A 15,056-nucleotide genomic window follows, 5' to 3' on the forward strand; every position below is an offset into this window, starting at 1 on the left:
GGCGCGTTCACGGCACGGTCCGAGGCCGGGATGTTGTGCGTCTCGACCTGGTAGGTGCCGTCCTCGGGAAGACTCGGCTGCCAGGTGTAGCTGTCCCCCGCGACCGCGTCCTTGTTGTACATGTACGTCTGGTTCACCGCGTACTGCGTGTACGCCGTGTTCCCCGACGCCGGCCACGCACCCACCGCCGCGGTGCGCCCGGCCTCGCCGTTGTCCACCACGACCGCCGTGCCGGACAGCTCACCGGTGATCGCGTTGGCGTTGCTCCAGGTCGCCCCGGACTCCGTCCACGCCTGGGTGGCCCGGTGCGCCTCCAGCTGGACCTCGGTGTCGCCGGTGGTGTGGGTCTGGTCGAAGTACAGCTTCAGATCGGCCGAGTCCAGCTTGGTGCCGGCCGGGATGCTGGAGACCGGGAACCGGATCAGCGCCCGCGAGGCACCGGTGGAGGTGTTGCCCACCGACAGACGCCAGTTGTCGTCGTAGTTCGTCGTCGGACCGTCCGACGAGATCATCACGTCCTGCGCCGTGCTCGGCGTCGGCGCGATCGAGAGCGTCGGGTCGATGGTCACCGGGTACTGCCGCCCGGGCGCGGCCAGCCACGCCGCGTCCGGCGTGACCGTCAGCTCCCAGCCCTTGCCCGCCCGGGTCAGCTTCTGGGCCACCTGCCCGCTGTAGGCGGCCCCGTACGGCGCCTTCGCGTCCTTCTTCGCGTCCGTCATGAACGCCGCCGGGATGACGAGGACCGGATCCGCGCCCTCACCGTAGAAGGAGACCGAACCGTCCTTGTTCTGCCTCGGCGTCAGCCCGCCCGCGTCCAGGGTGAAGGTGAAGGACACCGGCCCGGACGGCTTGGCGTCCAGGACGATGTTCTCCTTCACCCGCCCCGGACCCACCTCGTAGGACAGGTCCGCGCCCGGCACCGCGTCCTTGTAGCTGACCGTGTTGCCCTGGGCGACCGGCGCGAGCTTGCCCGCGCCCACGAGGCCCAGGGTGACCGCGTGCCCGCCGGCGGCCTCGAAGCGGACCAGCCGGCCCGCGTCCGAGCCGAACCAGCTGGACGCGGCGTTGGTGGTGTTGGCGAAGGCGAAGCCCCTGGCGCCGGACGGGACGACCGTCGGGTCGATGTCCTTCCAGGACTTGCCCGCCCGGTATCCGGTCGGGACGGCCGAGACCTCGGCCTGCACCCGGCCGTCGGACAGCTGCCAGTAGCGGGCGGTCGCCGTCCGCCTCCCGGTCAGCTCGGCGACCCGCTTCGGCTTCGGCGCCGCCTTGCCCTTCGGCAGCTTCTCCCGACTCGGCAGGACGGGAGTACCGCCGGTCGACGGCTCGACCGGCTTCGCCGGCTCGGCCTTGTCGTCCGTGTCGGAGAACCAGCCCGAGAGGGCATCGAAGACGCCCGTATCACCGTCATCCGAAACCGGAGCCGCATAAGCGACTTGTGGTATCGCAGTTCCGGCCATGGCCGAAACCACGAGGCAGGCTATCGCCCGCCCGTATTTCAGTCTCACGCGAATCCCTTCTCAAGCACCCTTCCTTTTAGGGAGGAAAGGTGTGTCAGGCACGCCGGCGTGGACATTCCGTCGCCGGTCGCGATGGATCTGACCTCAATCGAAGCGCCGCAAGGCATGACAAATCGGGCCACTTCGTACGGGAAGGTGACCTCTTTTTCGCGGTGCGTCGATCGCAGCGGAGGGATTCTGCATCACGGAGTCGATACGCCGTCAACCGATTACCCATTTCGGGCAATCCGGAATTCGGCCTCGGTATATGGCTCGATATTCCCGAATTCAAGTCCGGCGTGACGCGCACGTTGTCGGGATCGGCGCCGCCCGGGCCGAGTGGCGCTTCGGCGCCGGGCGCGGCGAGGACCACCTCGTCATGATCACCCTCGGTACCGGCATCGGCGGTGCCATCCTGGAGGACGGCCAGGTCAAGCGGGGCAAGTTCGGTGTCGCGGGGGAGTTCGGCCACATGCAGGTCGTCCCCGGCGGGCATCGCTGTCCCTGTGGCAACCGTGGCTGCTGGGAGCAGTACAGCTCGGGGAACGCGCTGGTCCGCGAGGCCCGTGAGCTGGCCGCCGCCGACTCCCCGGTCGCGTACGAGATCATCGAGCGGGTCAAGGGGAACGTCCCCGACATCACCGGCCCCCTCATCACCGAGCTCGCCCACGAGGGACGCCCTCCGCCGCCACCTCACCGGCCGCGGCTACCGTCCCGAGGCCCGCATCACCCGCGCCCGGCTCGGCCCCGACGTCTGTATCACCCGCGCCCAGCTCGGCCCCGAGGCCCGCACCGCCCGCGCCCGGCTCGGCCCCGAGGCCGGCACCGCGCGCTCCGCGCTCACCCCGGGCCGGGGCGCCGTCGGCGAGCGGGACGCCGGCATCGCCGGCTGGACCTTCGCCGACGACGCGACCTGGGCCGGCGCCGTCGTGACCCGTGAGGACCGCGCCCGCGCGCCGACATCACGGTCGACCTCACCGGCCCCGCTTTTCCCCGCATGTACGCGGTCTCCGCCACCAGACCCCGAGCTGACCTGGGTGTTCACTCCGTGGACAGGTGGTTGCGGTGCTTCCGGTTGGTGCTAAGGTCCCGTCCATGCAGCGCACCACCACCCTCGCCATGATGCGAATGATGCCCCGAACTTCGGAGGCGCTTCGCTAGCGAAGCCGTGCGCGCACAGGATGCGACGGACCCTCCGGAAACGGGGGGTCCGTTTTTTGTTTCCCCGCATCTTTCCCCCAGCTCTTTCCTCCCCAGTTCGACAGAAGGCGAAGAACCCGCCATGACCCGTCTACCGGTCGTCTCCCTCACCGACTGCGCCGACCCCAACGCGCTGGCCCGGCAGTCCACCCGTATCGCCGCCCTCTTCGGCGCCACGCCGACCGTCCTGCCGCTGACGGGACCGGACCCGGAGGGCGCCGCCGCCCTCACCCTGCTCGACCTGCTGCGCTCCACGGACCTGATCGGCGGGCCGACGCAGCCCGTGGTGGTCCTGGTCAACATCGCCCCGCGGGACGGGCACTGGCCCAACGGCGTGCCGTTCTGCTGGTTCCGGCACGGGGACCACCTGGTCATCAGTACGCTGAACCACCGGGTCCTCGCCCCGCTGGCGGCCTACCTGGGCCTGGAGGAGGTGCAGGTCACCGACGTCCGCGAGGTGCTGGAGGCCGCCGCCGCCGACTGGGCCGAGCTGGCGCCCGCCGAGGTCGAGGAGATGGTGCGGACCCAGTTCCGCAGCCTGTGGTACGTGCCCCTGCTCGCCCGCTGGCTGGCGGACGGCCACGCGGTCCCCGCGCGGCCGCAGGCGGTCCAGCCGCCCGTCGCACGCGAGGTGCGGGTCGCGGTCGTGGACAACTTCGGCAACTGCAAGCTGGACCTGCCGGCCGTCGAACTGCCCGGCTACGACGGCGAGAAGGGACTGCTCGTGCACAACCGGCACGAGGGCCGCGACGTCGAGGTGCGATGTTACGACCGGCTCCCCGACGTCCCTTACGGCGAGCCCGGAATCACGGTCGGAAGCTCCGGTGTCGGCTTCGCCGAACTGGTGATCCGCGGCGGTTCCGCGGCCGACGTGTTCGGTCTGCACCAGGGCGACCAGGTGTTCGATCTCACCAGCTGATATCTCTATCTCACGTCCCTTTTCCCGGACCTCTCCCGAAGGACCCCTCGATGTCCCGTACCCGGATAGCCGTCGCGGCCTCCGCCGCCGCCACCGCCGTCGTCCTGGCGGCGGCCGGCTGCGCGCCCCAGCCCCAGAGCACCACTCCCGGCGCGGCCGGTTCCGCCAAGGCCGCCGACTGCACGACCGGCAGCCCGAGCCTCCACAAGCCCGGCCAGCTGACCGTCGCGACGGACTCCCCGGCCTACGAGCCGTGGTTCGACAGCAACACCCCGTCCAACGGCAAGGGCTTCGAGAGCGCCGTGGCCTACGCGGTGGCCGGCAAGCTGGGCTTCGCGAAGGACCAGGTGAAGTGGGTCGTCGAGCCCTTCGCGCACTCCTACGCCCCCGGGGCGAAGTCCTACGACTTCGACATCAACCAGATCTCCATCACCCCGCAGCGCGCCAAGGCCGTCGACTTCTCCAGCAGCTACTACACGGCCAGCCAGGCCATCCTGACGCTGGACGACTCGAAGTTCGCGAAGGCCACGTCCCTGAGCGCCTTCAAGGACGCCAAGATCGGCGTGCAGGTCGCCACGACCAGCTACCAGGCCGTGCTCGACCAGCTCAAGCCCTCGAAGAAGCCGAGCGTCTTCAACACCACCAAGGACGAGGTCACCGCGCTGACGAACGGGCAGATCGACGCGATCGTCACCGATCTGCCCACCGTGTTCTACCTGGCCGCGGCGGAGCTGGACAACGGCAAGATCGTCGGCCAGTTCGGCTACGCGGGCGGCACCCCCGAGGAGTTCGGCCTGCTCCTGCCGAAGAACAGCGGGTACACCTCCTGCGTGGACAAGGCCCTGAGCGCCCTCAAGGCCGACGGGACGATCGCCGGGCTGACCAAGCAGTGGCTGTCCGCCTCGGCGAACGTCCCCGAGCTGAAGCAGTAGCGGGCCGACTGTGGAACTCACGAAAACGGCCGTGTCGCCGGCGCCGGACGACGACACCTACCGGCCCAGCGAGCACGAGCGGGAGCGGCAGCGCTTCCGCCGCTCCCGCCGGCGCCGCCACACCTGGATCTCCGCCCTGTGCACCGTCCTCGCCCTGGTGGCGCTGGGCGCGGCCGCGGTCGCCTCGCCCGGCTGGGAGCGCGTCAACAGCCTGTTCCTCGACGGCGCCGAGCTCCGTGCCGCGTTCCCCGAACTCCTGCGGGGCTTCTGGCTCAACATCCAGATGTTCCTCGTCGCCGAGGTCCTGATCCTCGTCCTGGGGCTGCTGATCGCCCTGGTGCGGGTGACCCGCGCGCCGGGCCTCCAGCCGCTGCGGCTCGCCGCGACCGTCTACGTGGACGTCTTCCGCGGGGTGCCGACCCTGCTGCTCGTCTTCCTCGTCGGCTTCGGCCTCCCGGCCCTGCAGCTGCAGGGCACCCCCTCCCAGCCCTGGGTGCTCGGAGTGATCGCCCTGGTCCTCTCCTACGCCGCCTACGTGGGGGAGGTGTTCCGGGCGGGGCTGAACTCGGTGCACCCCGCACAGCGCAACGCCGCCCGGGCCCTGGGACTCAACCAGCGCCAGACCCTGCGGCACGTGGTCCTGCCACAGGCGGTGCGCAACGTCGTCCCGCCCCTGCTCAACGACTTCATCGCGCTGCAGAAGGACACCGCGCTCGTCGCCGTCCTCGGCCCGCTGGAGGCGCTGCGGGCGGCGCAGATCAAGGCCGACTACGACTTCAACTACACCCCGTACCTGGGAGCGGCTCTCTTGTTCATCGCGGTGACCATTCCGCTGACCCGCTTCGCCGACCGGCTCCAGCGGCGGGCGGCGCAGCGCACCTGGGCGGAGACGGGCCGATGAACCAGCCACTCCTGCGCCTCCGGGGCGTCCGCAAGCAGTACGGATCGCGCCTGGTCCTGCGCTCGATCGACCTGGACGTCGCCGAGCACCAGGTCGTCTGCCTCATCGGCGGCTCGGGCTCGGGCAAGTCCACCCTGCTGCGCTGCGTGGACCTGCTGGAGGTCGTCGACGACGGCACCGTCCACCTGGGCGACACCGAACTGACCGACCCGCGCCTGGACCCCGACGTCGCCCGCAGGCGGATCGGCATCGTCTTCCAGGCCTACAACCTGTTCCCCCACCTGAGCGTGCTGGACAACATCACGCTCGCACCCCGCCAGGTCCACGGCGTCCCGCGCAAGCAGGCCGAGGCACGGGCCCACGAGCTGCTGGACCGGCTCGGCCTCGCCGACAAGGCGCGGGAGCACCCCGACCGGCTGTCCGGCGGGCAGCAACAGCGCGCCGCGATCGCCCGCGCCCTGGCCACCGAACCCGAGCTGCTGCTCTTCGACGAGATCACCTCGGCCCTCGACCCCGAACTGGTCGGCGAGGTCCTGGACGTCGTCGCGGACCTCAAGCAGCGCGGCCTGACCATCCTGATGGCCACCCACGAGATGGACTTCGCCCGGCAGGTCGCGGACCAGGTCTGCTTCCTGGAGAACGGCGTGATCGTGGAACAGGGCACCGCGGAGCAGGTCCTCACCGACCCCCGGGAGCAGGCCACCCGGCGCTTCCTCGCCCGCGCCCTCGACCGCTCCTAGACCGGCCCTCCCGGACCGCCGGGAGCGGCCGGGAAGCACCGGGAACGACCCGGCGCCGTGCGGGAGGGCGGGAGATGAGAGGGTCTTGCGGGTGAGCGAGACACCGACGAACACCCTTCAATACCGTGTCGACGGGCGAGAGGACGCCCCGGTCCTGGTCCTGGGACCGTCCCTCGGTACGACCTTCCACATGTGGGACCGGCAGATCCCGGAGCTCGTCCGGGAGTGGCGGGTCGTCCGCTTCGACCTCCCGGGGCACGGAGGCGCGCCCGCGGAGCCCTTCACCTCCGTCGCCGAGCTCGGCGACCGGCTCCTCGCCACGCTCGACGCGCTCGGCGTCCAGCGCTTCGGCTACGCGGGCTGCTCCCTCGGCGGCGCCGTGGGCCTCGACCTCGCCCTCCGCGCGCCCCACCGGGTCGCCTCCCTCGCCCTGGTCGCCACCTCGCCCCGGTTCGGCACCGCCGACGAGTTCCGCCAGCGCGGTGTCATCGTCCGGGCCAACGGCCTGGAGCCGATGGCCCGCGCCGCCCCCGAGCAGTGGTTCACGCCGCTCTTCGCCGGCGCGCAGCCCGCCATCGTCGACTGGGCCGTCCAGATGGTCCGGACGACCGACCCCGCCTGCTACATCGCCGCCTGCGAGGCCCTCGCCGTCTTCGACGTCCGCGGGGCCCTCGGCAGCATCGGCATCCCCGCCCTGGTCCTCGTCGGCTCCGAGGACCGGGTCACCGGCCCCGCCGAGGCCCGCACCCTGGTCGCCGGCATCGCCGACGCCCGGCTCGCCGTCGTCCCCGGCGCCTCGCACCTCGCCCCCGTCGAGCAGCCCGCCGCCGTCATCGACCTGCTCGCCGAGCACTTCTCGGGCATCGCCCAGGAGACCGGCGGCACCCTGACCGTGCTGCCGCCGCCCGCACCGCCCGTCCCCGCCGCCGAGCCCGCCCCGGCCGCCCCGGAGGCCGTGCCCGCCGAGACAGGCCGGCCCGACCCGTACGAGAAGGGGCTCGGGCTGCGCAGGGAGATCCTCGGCGACGCCCATGTCGACCAGGCCCTCGCCGACGACCCCGACGGGGCCTTCCAGGAGCTCGTCACCCGCTACGCCTGGGGCGAGGTGTGGAGCCGAGAGGGGCTCGACCGGCGCACCCGCAGCGTCGTCACCCTCACCGCCCTGATCGCCGGAGGCCACCGGGAGGCCCTCGCCGACCACACCCGCGCCGCCCTGCGCAACGGCCTCTCGCCCGAGGAACTCCGCGAGATCGTGCTCCACGCGGGCGCGTACTGCGGCTTCCCCGCCGCCGAGACGGCGCTGCGGGTGGTCACCCGCGTCGTCGCGGAGGAGACGACGCCCCCGGCGTAGCCTGGGCGCGTGAAGCTGACGAAGAAGTCCCACGCCTGCGTGCGGCTGGAGAAGGACGGCCGCACGCTCGTCCTCGACCCCGGCATGTTCACCGAGGAGGACGCCGTCCTCGGAGCCGACGCGCTGCTCGTCACCCACGAGCACGCCGACCACTTCGACGAGGGCCGGCTGCGGGCCGCCCTGGACGCCAACCCGGCCGCCGAGATCTGGACGCTGCGCAGCGTCGCCGACCGGCTCTCGGCGGCCTTCCCGGGGCGGGTGCACACCGTCGGGCACGGCGACGCCTTCACGGCGGCCGGCTTCGACGTCCAGGTTCACGGCGAACTGCACGCGGTGATCCACCCGGACATCCCGCGCATCACCAACGTGGGCTATCTCGTCGACGGCGCCGTCTTCCACCCCGGCGACGCGCTCACCGTGCCCGACCGGCCGGTCGACACGCTGCTGCTGCCCGTCATGGCGCCCTGGAACAAGATCTCCGAGGTCATCGACTACGTGCGCGAGGTCCGGCCGCGCCGGGCGTACGACATCCACGACGCCCTGCTCACGGATCTCGCCCGGCCCATCTACGACCGCCAGATCGGCGAGCTCGGCGGCACCGACCACCGGCGGCTGTCCTCGGGCACCTCCGCCGAGGTGTGATCGCGCCGACTGTCACACCCCGCCAGTAGGCTTGCGCACATGCGCATCGCCACCTGGAACGTCAATTCGATCACCGCCCGGCTGCCCCGGCTCCTGGCCTGGCTGGAGAGCAGCGGCACCGACGTGCTGTGCATCCAGGAGACCAAGTGCGCCGCCGAGCAGTTCCCCGTCGAGGAGCTGCGCGCCCTGGGCTACGAGTCGGCGGTGAACGCCACCGGGCGGTGGAACGGCGTGGCGCTGGTCTCCCGCGTCGGCCTCGCGGACGTGGTGACCGGGCTGCCCGGCGGCCCGGAGTACGAGGGCGTGGAGGAGCCCCGGGCGGTCTCCGCGACCTGCGGCCCGGTCCGCCTCTGGTCGGTGTACGTGCCGAACGGCCGCGAGGTGGACCACGCGCACTACGCGTACAAGCTGCGCTGGCTGGAGGCGCTCAAGGCGGCCGTCGCCCAGGACGCGGCGGGGGACCGCCCCTTCGCGGTCCTCGGCGACTACAACATCGCCCCGGCCGACGAGGACGTCTGGGACCTCTCCGTCTTCGAGGGCGCCACGCACGTGACGGAGCCGGAGCGGGCCGCGCTCGCCGGTCTCCGCGAGACCGGTCTCGCCGACGTGGTCCCGCGCCCCCTCAAGTACGACCACCCCTTCACGTACTGGGACTACCGCGCGCTCGGCTTCCCGAAGAACAAGGGCATGCGCATCGACCTGGTCTACGGCAACAAGTCCTTCGCCGGGGCGGTCTCCGACAGCTATGTGGACCGCGAGGAGCGCAAGGGCAAGGGCGCCTCGGACCACGCTCCGGTCGTCGTCGACCTCCACGTCTGACCGGGTCGTCCCTCCCCGCCGCGGAGATCGTCACCGCGTGCCGGGTGGTCGACGGGGAGGTGGCGGTGCGACGCTGTTCGGATGAACATTCCCTTTCTGGACAGCTGGCTGAAGAGGCATGAGCCCGAGCCCGCGGACTCCCCTCTGGCCGCGGCCTTCGACCGCGACCCGGAGGGGGTGGCCGAGCTCCTCTCCGAGTGCGAGCTGCTGCGTTCCCGTGTCGGGGAGGCCGGGGTGGCCCTGGACGACACCCCGCGCTCCCTCCAGGAGCTCGACCAGCTGCCGCCCCGCTGGCGAAACGATCCGGAGGAGCTGCCCTGGTTCGGGAACGACGCCGGGCTGTACCTCGGCACCGTGATCGTCCGGAACGTGCCGGGCGCCCGCTGGCAGGTGTGGCCCGGCGGCGGCCCCGTGGTGCGGCTCGCCTCCGGCCGGGAGATCCAGGTCGTCGAGGCCGGTCTCGACTGGGCGATGACGGGCGCGCCGGAGCTCTCCCAGGTGTACGCGGAGGCCTCCGAGCACTGAGCCCCACGGGCCGCACGGCACTCTTCCGCAGTAAATACGGCTTATCCCGGTTTCATGCGTGTCGGGCCTGAAGTCCCCTTTTCTCGTGGATAGTTTGCGCTGACCGCGACACCGCTGAGAAACGGGGCAGGGCAGCGCATGGCCGTCGTCGATCCGCTGATCGAACTGCGTGGCGTCAACAAGCACTACGGCGCGCTGCACGTCCTCCGGTCCATCGACCTCGCCGTCGGACGCGGGGAGGTGGTCGTGGTCATCGGTCCCTCCGGATCCGGCAAGTCCACCCTCTGCCGCGCGATGAACCGGCTGGAGAGCGTCGAGTCGGGCGAGATCCTCATCGACGGCCGGCCCCTCCCCGAGGAGGGCAGGGCGCTCGCCCGGCTGCGCGCCGACGTCGGCATGGTCTTCCAGTCCTTCAACCTCTTCGCGCACAAGACCGTCCTCGCGAACGTCTCCCTCGCGCAGATCAAGGTCCGCGGGCGCAAGAAGGAGGAGGCCGACCGGCGTTCGCGCGATCTCCTCGACCGGGTCGGCCTCGCCGCGCACGCCGACAAGTACCCGGCCCAGCTCTCCGGGGGCCAGCAGCAGGGGGCACCTCCCAGGCCCTTAAGGCACTGGGGGAGAGTGGCGATCGCCCGCGCCCTCGCCATGGACCCCAAGGCCCTCCTCTTCGACGAGCCGACCTCCGCGCTCGACCCCGAGATGATCAACGAGGTGCTGGAGGTCATGCGCCAACTCGCCCGCGAGGGAATGACGATGGTCGTCGTCACCCACGAGATGGGCTTCGCCCGCTCCGCCGCCCACCGGGTCGTCTTCATGGCGGACGGGAGGATCGTCGAGGACCGGGTGCCGGAGGAGTTCTTCACGGCCCCGCGCAGCGAGCGCGCCAAGGACTTCCTCTCCAAGATCCTCGCGCACTGACCGGGGTGGCAGCCATGCAGCGTACGCACCGGACCCCGGCCGTACTCGCCCTGCTGCTCGCCGTCGCGGCGACGCTCGGCGGCTGCGGCAGGGAGGGCAGCCCGCCCGTCAAGGGCCCGCAGCCCGACCGGCTCCCCGTCTACCGGGTCCGGTCCGGCTTCACGCTGCCCGGCTCGGCCACCTGGAACCGGGCGAGGAAACGCGGCCGGCTCGTCGTCGGCGCCAAGGAGGACCAGCCCTACATGGGCGAGAAGGACCCGGCCACCGGCCGCTACTCCGGCTTCGACATCGAGATCGCCAAGATGACGGCCGCCTCCCTCGGCTTCGACCCGGCCGGCGTCGACTTCCGCACCATCGCCTCCGCCAACCGCGAGACGGCCCTCCGGATCGGCCAGATCGACTACTACGTCGGCACGTACACCATCAACGGCAACCGCAAGAAGCTCGTCGGATTCGCCGGCCCCTACTACCGGGCCGGCCAGTCCCTCCTGGTCCGCGCCGACGAGAACGGCATCGCCGGACCGCAGGACCTGGACGGCAGGCGGGTCTGCTCGGCCGCCGGCTCCACCCCGTACCAGCGCATCGAGAAGCGCTACCCGAAGGCCGAACTCGTCGCCTACGACACCTACTCCGTCTGCGTGGACAACCTGCTGACCTACCAGGTCGACGCCGTCACTACCGACGACACCATCCTCATGGGCTACGCCGCCAAGGTCCCCGACGCACTCAAGGTCGTCGGGAGGCCGTTCTCCGAGGAGCCCTACGGCATCGGCGTCCCGCACGGCGACACCGCGCTCCGCCTCGCCCTCGACGACGCCGTCGCCGCCCACCAGAAGAACGGCGACTGGAAGAAGGCCTACGACGCCACCCTCGGCCTCTCCGGGGTCCCCGCCCCGCAGCCGCCCGCCATCGACCGCTACCCGGCGAACTGAGGACCCCCACCGCTGACATGGACGTACTCACAGACAACTTCTCGCTCTACGGCGAGGGGTTCCTCGGCACCGTCGAACTCACCCTCTACTCCTCGGCCCTCGCCCTCGTCCTGGGCTTCGTCATGACCGCCTTCCGGGTCTCGCCCGTCGGCTCCTTCCGGGCCCTCGGCACGGTCTGGGTCACCGTCCTGCGCAACACCCCGCTGACCCTGCTCTTCTTCGCGGTCATGCTGGGCCTGCCCCGCTTCGGCCTCGTCCTGCCCTTCGAGGCGTTCGCCGTCCTCGCCCTCGGCTGCTACACCTCCGCCTTCATCTGCGAGGCGCTGCGCTCCGGCATCAACACCGTCCCGCTCGGCCAGGGCGAGGCCGCCCGCAGCCTCGGCATGACCTTCTCCCAGACCCTCTCCGCGATCGTCCTCCCGCAGGCCTTCCGCACGGTCATCCCGCCCATCGGCTCCACCCTGATCGCCCTCGCCAAGAACTCGGCGATCGCGGGGGCGTTCAGCGTCACCGAACTCCTCGGCACCTACAAGACGCTGAGCGAACTCGGCTACGACATCGTCTGGACCTTCGTCTGGATCGCCGTCGGATACCTGATCATCACCCTCGGCATCAGCGCCCTCTTCCACCTCCTGGAGAAGCACTGGGGAGTCGCCCGATGACGAGCGCCACCGCCCTGTACGACATCCCCGGGCCGGCCGCCCGGCGGCGCCACCTCCTCTACGGGCTCGCGTCCACCGCGGTGATCCTCGCGCCGGCCGGCTGGATCCTGTACCTCCTCTTCGACACCGGCCAGTTCGCCGCCACCAAATGGACGCCCTTCGTGTACAAGGGCATTCAGGAACTGCTGCTCAGGGGCCTCGGCAACACCCTCAAGGCCTTCGCCTTCGCCTCGGTGCTCTCGCTCGCCCTCGGTGCGGTCCTCGCCGCCGGGCGCCTCTCCGCGCACCGGGTGCCGCGCTGGACCTCCACCCTGCTCGTCGAGTTCTTCCGCGCCATGCCCGTCCTCGTGATGATCTTCTTCGTCTTCGTGGCGCTCAAGGCGCAGCCGCTGCCCGCGCTCGTCGCCGGACTGACCCTCTACAACGGCTCGGTGCTCGCCGAGGTCTTCCGCACCGGCGTCCACGCCGTCGCACGCGGCCAGGGCGAGGCGGCGTACGCGCTCGGCATGCGCAAGACCCAGGTGATGACGTACGTCCTGGCGCCGCAGGCCGTCCGCGCCATGCTGCCCGCCATCATCAGCCAGCTCGTGGTCGCCCTCAAGGACACCTCGCTCGGCTTCCTCATCACCTACGAGGAGTTCCTGCACGCGGGCAAGCTGATCGCGTCCAACCTCGACTACGACCTGCCGTTCATCCCCGTCGTGCTCCTCATCTCACCGGTCTACATCGGGATGTGCATGCTGCTCTCCTGGTTCGCCGGCTGGGTGGCCCGCAGGGAGCGCCGCAGCCCGAGGACGAAGGCCGCGGAGGTCGCCCCGGCCGCACCGGAGACGCTGCTGCCGGGACAGCGGTAGCGGGCATGGAGCCGCACCCGCCCGGCGGCAGCCGGTGATCACTCCGCCCGCAGCGGGACCGACACGTACGACGGGTCGGCCGTGGGGGAGGAGAAGGTCAGCTGCGCGCCGGTCGGGTTGTGCTCGATGTAGAGCGGGTCGACGGTGTCGACGACCAGCGCGAGCCGGTGCCCGGCGGGGACGTCGTAGGCCGTCGAGAAGAGGTCGAGATCGACGCCGAACGGCTGCCCCGGGGTCCGGCCGTGGAAGGTGTACGGGGCGTTGCTGACGAGTTTGCCGAGACCGAGCGGGCCCACGTCGTACAGGTACGCGACGAGGGTGCCGCTCTCCGCGGTGGAGCTGACCGTGGTGTGCAGCCTCACCGTGCCGCGCACCCGCTGCGGGGTGTCGTACCGCTCCGACTGCCAGACGCCGGCGAAGGCGCGGGGGAGGAGGGGGACGGAGGCGACGGGCGGGGCCTGGAAGAACTGGTCCAGGAGGTTGGAGAGCATGACGACGCCGCCGTCGGCGCCGGAGTCGACGTTCGCCCAGATCCGCTGCGTACCGCCGAGGCCGAACTTCCTCCGGTTCGCGTCGAGGGACTTCCAGTCCGGGTAGCCCTCGTAGCCCGCGTCGGAGCGAGGCTTCAGCCGGACCGGCTGCTCGCGGTCGATGCCGTTGTCGGTGCCCTTGAGGTAGTGGTCGAACCAACGGTGGGCGCTGGTCCAGGTGTCGTTGGGCAGCCCGAGGAGGCCGGTGGCCTCGGCGGTGGCGTGGTCGCCCGGCCGGAACTCCAGGCGCTTGGGGCCGGTGAGCTTCTCGTAGAAGCTCGCGTACTGGTTGGGCGGGAAGATGGTGTCGCCCCAGGCGTTGCCGAGCATGATCGCGGCGCCGTTGGCGTTGATCCGGTCGAGGTACGTGGTGGCGGACCGCTTGCGGCCCCAGGCGATCATGTCCTCCTCCTTGGCCAGGTTCGAGGAGAGGAAGTCGCCCAGGATCTCCTGGAGTTCGGGCCCCGGACGCCCGGTGAGATACCCGGCGCCCCCGAGCAGCGCGGCGGCCTGGAGGTGCTGGGTCCGCCCGCTGTAGATGGACTCGATCAGGTCGGCCCAGCCGCTGAGCGCCGCGACGGCCTTGATCCGCGGGTCGTTCGCCGCGGCGAGCAGGCTGATCCCCGCGCCGTACGAGACTCCCGCCATGCCCACGTGCTCGGGGTCGGAGGGGGTGTTCGCCAGGGCCCAGTCGATCACCTTGGAGGCGTCGGCGATGTCCTTCGGTCCCGCGGTCTCGATCTCCCCACCGGACTGCCAGAAGCCGCGCGAGTTGTAACTCACCACGACGTAACCGGAGTCGGCGAGCTTCTGTGCCTGCGCGAGGTACTCGACCTGGGGCACGGCCCAACTGGTGGGCAGCACGATCAGGGGGTGGCGGGCGGCGGTGTCGGCTCCGGCGGGCGTGACGACGTTCGCCTTGAGGACGGTGCCGCCGTCCCCGGCGATGTCGACGAAGCGGACCGGGGCATCGGCGGCCTGAGCCGTGGGCGCGAGCCCGAGGGCCGTCCCGGCCACGAGGGCGGCCGAGACGGCGAGGGCGAGGGATGGGCGCACGGGGCACTCCTCACTGGGGCACTGGCGGGGGGCAGTGAAGTGAAAGTGACCCGACGGTAACCGGGGTCCCTTACCTGAGGTAACTGATCGGTAAGTTACGTGCGGGTAACGATTGGTGGCAGGATGTCCTGGAGAGCGGCGGCCTCTCCCCCGTCGAGGGCCGGACCGAGCGGGTCCTCGGCCCCGCGGCCGGTGGCCAGCAGCGCCCGCTGATGGCCCCTCAGGACGTGGTCCAGTCGCTCCTTCCGGTGCGGCACGTCCGCGTCGAGCCGCCGTGCCGCGGCCACCGCCTCGCCGTACAGGGCCAGGTGGATCTCCGGATCCTCGAACTCGCGGGCCCGCTCGGCCAGCGCGTCGACCAGCTTCGGCAGATACGCCCGCGGGCTCACCTCCGCGAGGATCCGGTACGCGTCCAGCCGCTCCCGGAGGCCCGGCTGCTCCGACCCCAGCAGCAGGACCCGCGCCCGCAGCACCGCGTCCTGGCTGAACTTCCCTGCGTCTCCCATGTGCCTCCTGTTCTCCGTGTGATGCACGACGGAGATTCTGGGAGTCGGGGAACAGGCCGGACAAGGCTCG

The 15,056-nt window shown here is 71.2% G+C and carries 15 protein-coding genes and 1 pseudogene; 13 read left to right on the top strand and 3 right to left on the bottom strand.

Going from position 1 to position 15,056, the window contains the following annotated elements; translation table 11 throughout:
• The coding region (locus ACFYUS_RS05075; RefSeq protein WP_388846016.1) for a DNRLRE domain-containing protein at positions 1–1,460 on the bottom strand (1,460 nt) is incomplete at its 3' end.
• Between the two features lie 325 nt (positions 1,461–1,785).
• Here ACFYUS_RS05075 and ACFYUS_RS05080 point away from each other — a divergent pair.
• From ACFYUS_RS05080 to ACFYUS_RS05140, 13 genes and pseudogenes are all read left to right on the top strand, one after another.
• A pseudogene (locus ACFYUS_RS05080) lies at positions 1,786–2,251 on the top strand (ROK family protein); the annotation flags it as partial.
• A 530-nt stretch (positions 2,252–2,781) separates the two neighbouring features.
• Positions 2,782–3,618: an SAM hydroxide adenosyltransferase gene (locus tag ACFYUS_RS05085; RefSeq protein WP_388846019.1), complete on the top strand. Its 837-nt coding sequence runs from the start codon at positions 2,782–2,784 to the stop codon at positions 3,616–3,618.
• 50 nt (positions 3,619–3,668) lie between these two features.
• On the top strand, positions 3,669–4,550 hold the full coding sequence (locus ACFYUS_RS05090; RefSeq protein WP_388846022.1) for an ABC transporter substrate-binding protein: 882 nt from the start codon (positions 3,669–3,671) through the stop codon (positions 4,548–4,550).
• 31 nt (positions 4,551–4,581) lie between these two features.
• Positions 4,582–5,451 (top strand): amino acid ABC transporter permease, encoded by an 870-nt coding sequence (locus ACFYUS_RS05095; protein ID WP_388846025.1) that lies wholly within the window; start codon positions 4,582–4,584, stop codon positions 5,449–5,451.
• Positions 5,448–6,191 carry an amino acid ABC transporter ATP-binding protein gene (locus ACFYUS_RS05100; RefSeq protein ID WP_388846028.1) on the top strand — a complete coding sequence of 248 codons (744 nt, stop codon included), beginning with the start codon at positions 5,448–5,450 and terminating at the stop codon, positions 6,189–6,191. The genes ACFYUS_RS05095 and ACFYUS_RS05100 overlap by 4 nt, the downstream gene beginning before the upstream one ends.
• 91 nt (positions 6,192–6,282) lie before the next feature.
• Positions 6,283–7,542: an alpha/beta fold hydrolase gene (locus ACFYUS_RS05105; RefSeq protein WP_388846031.1), complete on the top strand. Its 1,260-nt coding sequence runs from the start codon at positions 6,283–6,285 to the stop codon at positions 7,540–7,542.
• A gap of 9 nt (positions 7,543–7,551) precedes the next feature.
• Entirely contained in the window at positions 7,552–8,184 is a 633-nt protein-coding gene (locus tag ACFYUS_RS05110) for an MBL fold metallo-hydrolase (RefSeq protein ID WP_388846034.1), read from the top strand.
• Positions 8,185–8,223: 39 nt separating this feature from the next.
• On the top strand, positions 8,224–9,003 hold the full coding sequence (locus tag ACFYUS_RS05115) for an exodeoxyribonuclease III (RefSeq protein WP_388846037.1): 780 nt from the start codon (positions 8,224–8,226) through the stop codon (positions 9,001–9,003).
• A gap of 81 nt (positions 9,004–9,084) precedes the next feature.
• Positions 9,085–9,528, top strand: a complete 444-nt coding sequence (locus ACFYUS_RS05120; RefSeq protein ID WP_388846039.1) for a DUF6278 family protein — start codon at positions 9,085–9,087, stop codon at positions 9,526–9,528.
• A gap of 138 nt (positions 9,529–9,666) precedes the next feature.
• The gene (locus ACFYUS_RS05125; RefSeq protein WP_388846041.1) at positions 9,667–10,446 is read left to right on the top strand and encodes an amino acid ABC transporter ATP-binding protein; all 780 of its coding nucleotides are present in this window, start codon (positions 9,667–9,669) and stop codon (positions 10,444–10,446) included.
• A 14-nt stretch (positions 10,447–10,460) separates the two neighbouring features.
• A complete protein-coding gene (locus tag ACFYUS_RS05130) occupies positions 10,461–11,378 on the top strand; it encodes a glutamate ABC transporter substrate-binding protein (RefSeq protein ID WP_388846044.1) in 918 nt (305 codons plus the stop codon).
• 17 nt (positions 11,379–11,395) lie between these two features.
• The gene (locus ACFYUS_RS05135) at positions 11,396–12,040 is read left to right on the top strand and encodes an amino acid ABC transporter permease (RefSeq protein WP_388846048.1); all 645 of its coding nucleotides are present in this window, start codon (positions 11,396–11,398) and stop codon (positions 12,038–12,040) included.
• The gene (locus ACFYUS_RS05140; protein WP_388846051.1) at positions 12,037–12,894 is read left to right on the top strand and encodes an amino acid ABC transporter permease; all 858 of its coding nucleotides are present in this window, start codon (positions 12,037–12,039) and stop codon (positions 12,892–12,894) included. The genes ACFYUS_RS05135 and ACFYUS_RS05140 overlap by 4 nt, the downstream gene beginning before the upstream one ends.
• Positions 12,895–12,932: 38 nt before the next feature.
• Here the strand turns inward: ACFYUS_RS05140 and ACFYUS_RS05145 are convergent, their stop codons facing one another.
• Positions 12,933–14,480, bottom strand: coding sequence for a CocE/NonD family hydrolase (locus ACFYUS_RS05145; RefSeq protein WP_388846054.1), 1,548 nt, complete (start codon positions 14,478–14,480; stop codon positions 12,933–12,935).
• 95 nt (positions 14,481–14,575) lie between these two features.
• Positions 14,576–14,986: a hypothetical protein gene (locus tag ACFYUS_RS05150; RefSeq protein ID WP_388846056.1), complete on the bottom strand. Its 411-nt coding sequence runs from the start codon at positions 14,984–14,986 to the stop codon at positions 14,576–14,578.
• Between the last annotated feature and the right edge of the window lie 70 nt (positions 14,987–15,056).

Origin of the sequence: Streptomyces sp. NPDC004284, from assembly GCF_042874035.1 — a bacterium.
Lineage (GTDB): Bacteria > Actinomycetota > Actinomycetes > Streptomycetales > Streptomycetaceae > Streptomyces.

Bases quoted from the DNA above. Each gene is read 5' to 3' on its own strand.
- ACFYUS_RS05085 (WP_388846019.1), top strand. From the start codon at position 2,782: ATGACCCGTCTACCGGTCGTCTCCCTCACCGACTGCGCCGACCCCAAC.
- ACFYUS_RS05090 (WP_388846022.1), top strand. From the start codon at position 3,669: ATGTCCCGTACCCGGATAGCCGTCGCGGCCTCCGCCGCCGCCACCGCC.
- ACFYUS_RS05100 (WP_388846028.1), top strand. From the start codon at position 5,448: ATGAACCAGCCACTCCTGCGCCTCCGGGGCGTCCGCAAGCAGTACGGA.
- ACFYUS_RS05115 (WP_388846037.1), top strand. From the start codon at position 8,224: ATGCGCATCGCCACCTGGAACGTCAATTCGATCACCGCCCGGCTGCCC.
- ACFYUS_RS05120 (WP_388846039.1), top strand. From the start codon at position 9,085: ATGAACATTCCCTTTCTGGACAGCTGGCTGAAGAGGCATGAGCCCGAG.
- ACFYUS_RS05125 (WP_388846041.1), top strand. From the start codon at position 9,667: ATGGCCGTCGTCGATCCGCTGATCGAACTGCGTGGCGTCAACAAGCAC.
- ACFYUS_RS05130 (WP_388846044.1), top strand. From the start codon at position 10,461: ATGCAGCGTACGCACCGGACCCCGGCCGTACTCGCCCTGCTGCTCGCC.
- ACFYUS_RS05135 (WP_388846048.1), top strand. From the start codon at position 11,396: ATGGACGTACTCACAGACAACTTCTCGCTCTACGGCGAGGGGTTCCTC.
- ACFYUS_RS05140 (WP_388846051.1), top strand. From the start codon at position 12,037: ATGACGAGCGCCACCGCCCTGTACGACATCCCCGGGCCGGCCGCCCGG.
- ACFYUS_RS05150 (WP_388846056.1), bottom strand. From the start codon at position 14,986: ATGGGAGACGCAGGGAAGTTCAGCCAGGACGCGGTGCTGCGGGCGCGG.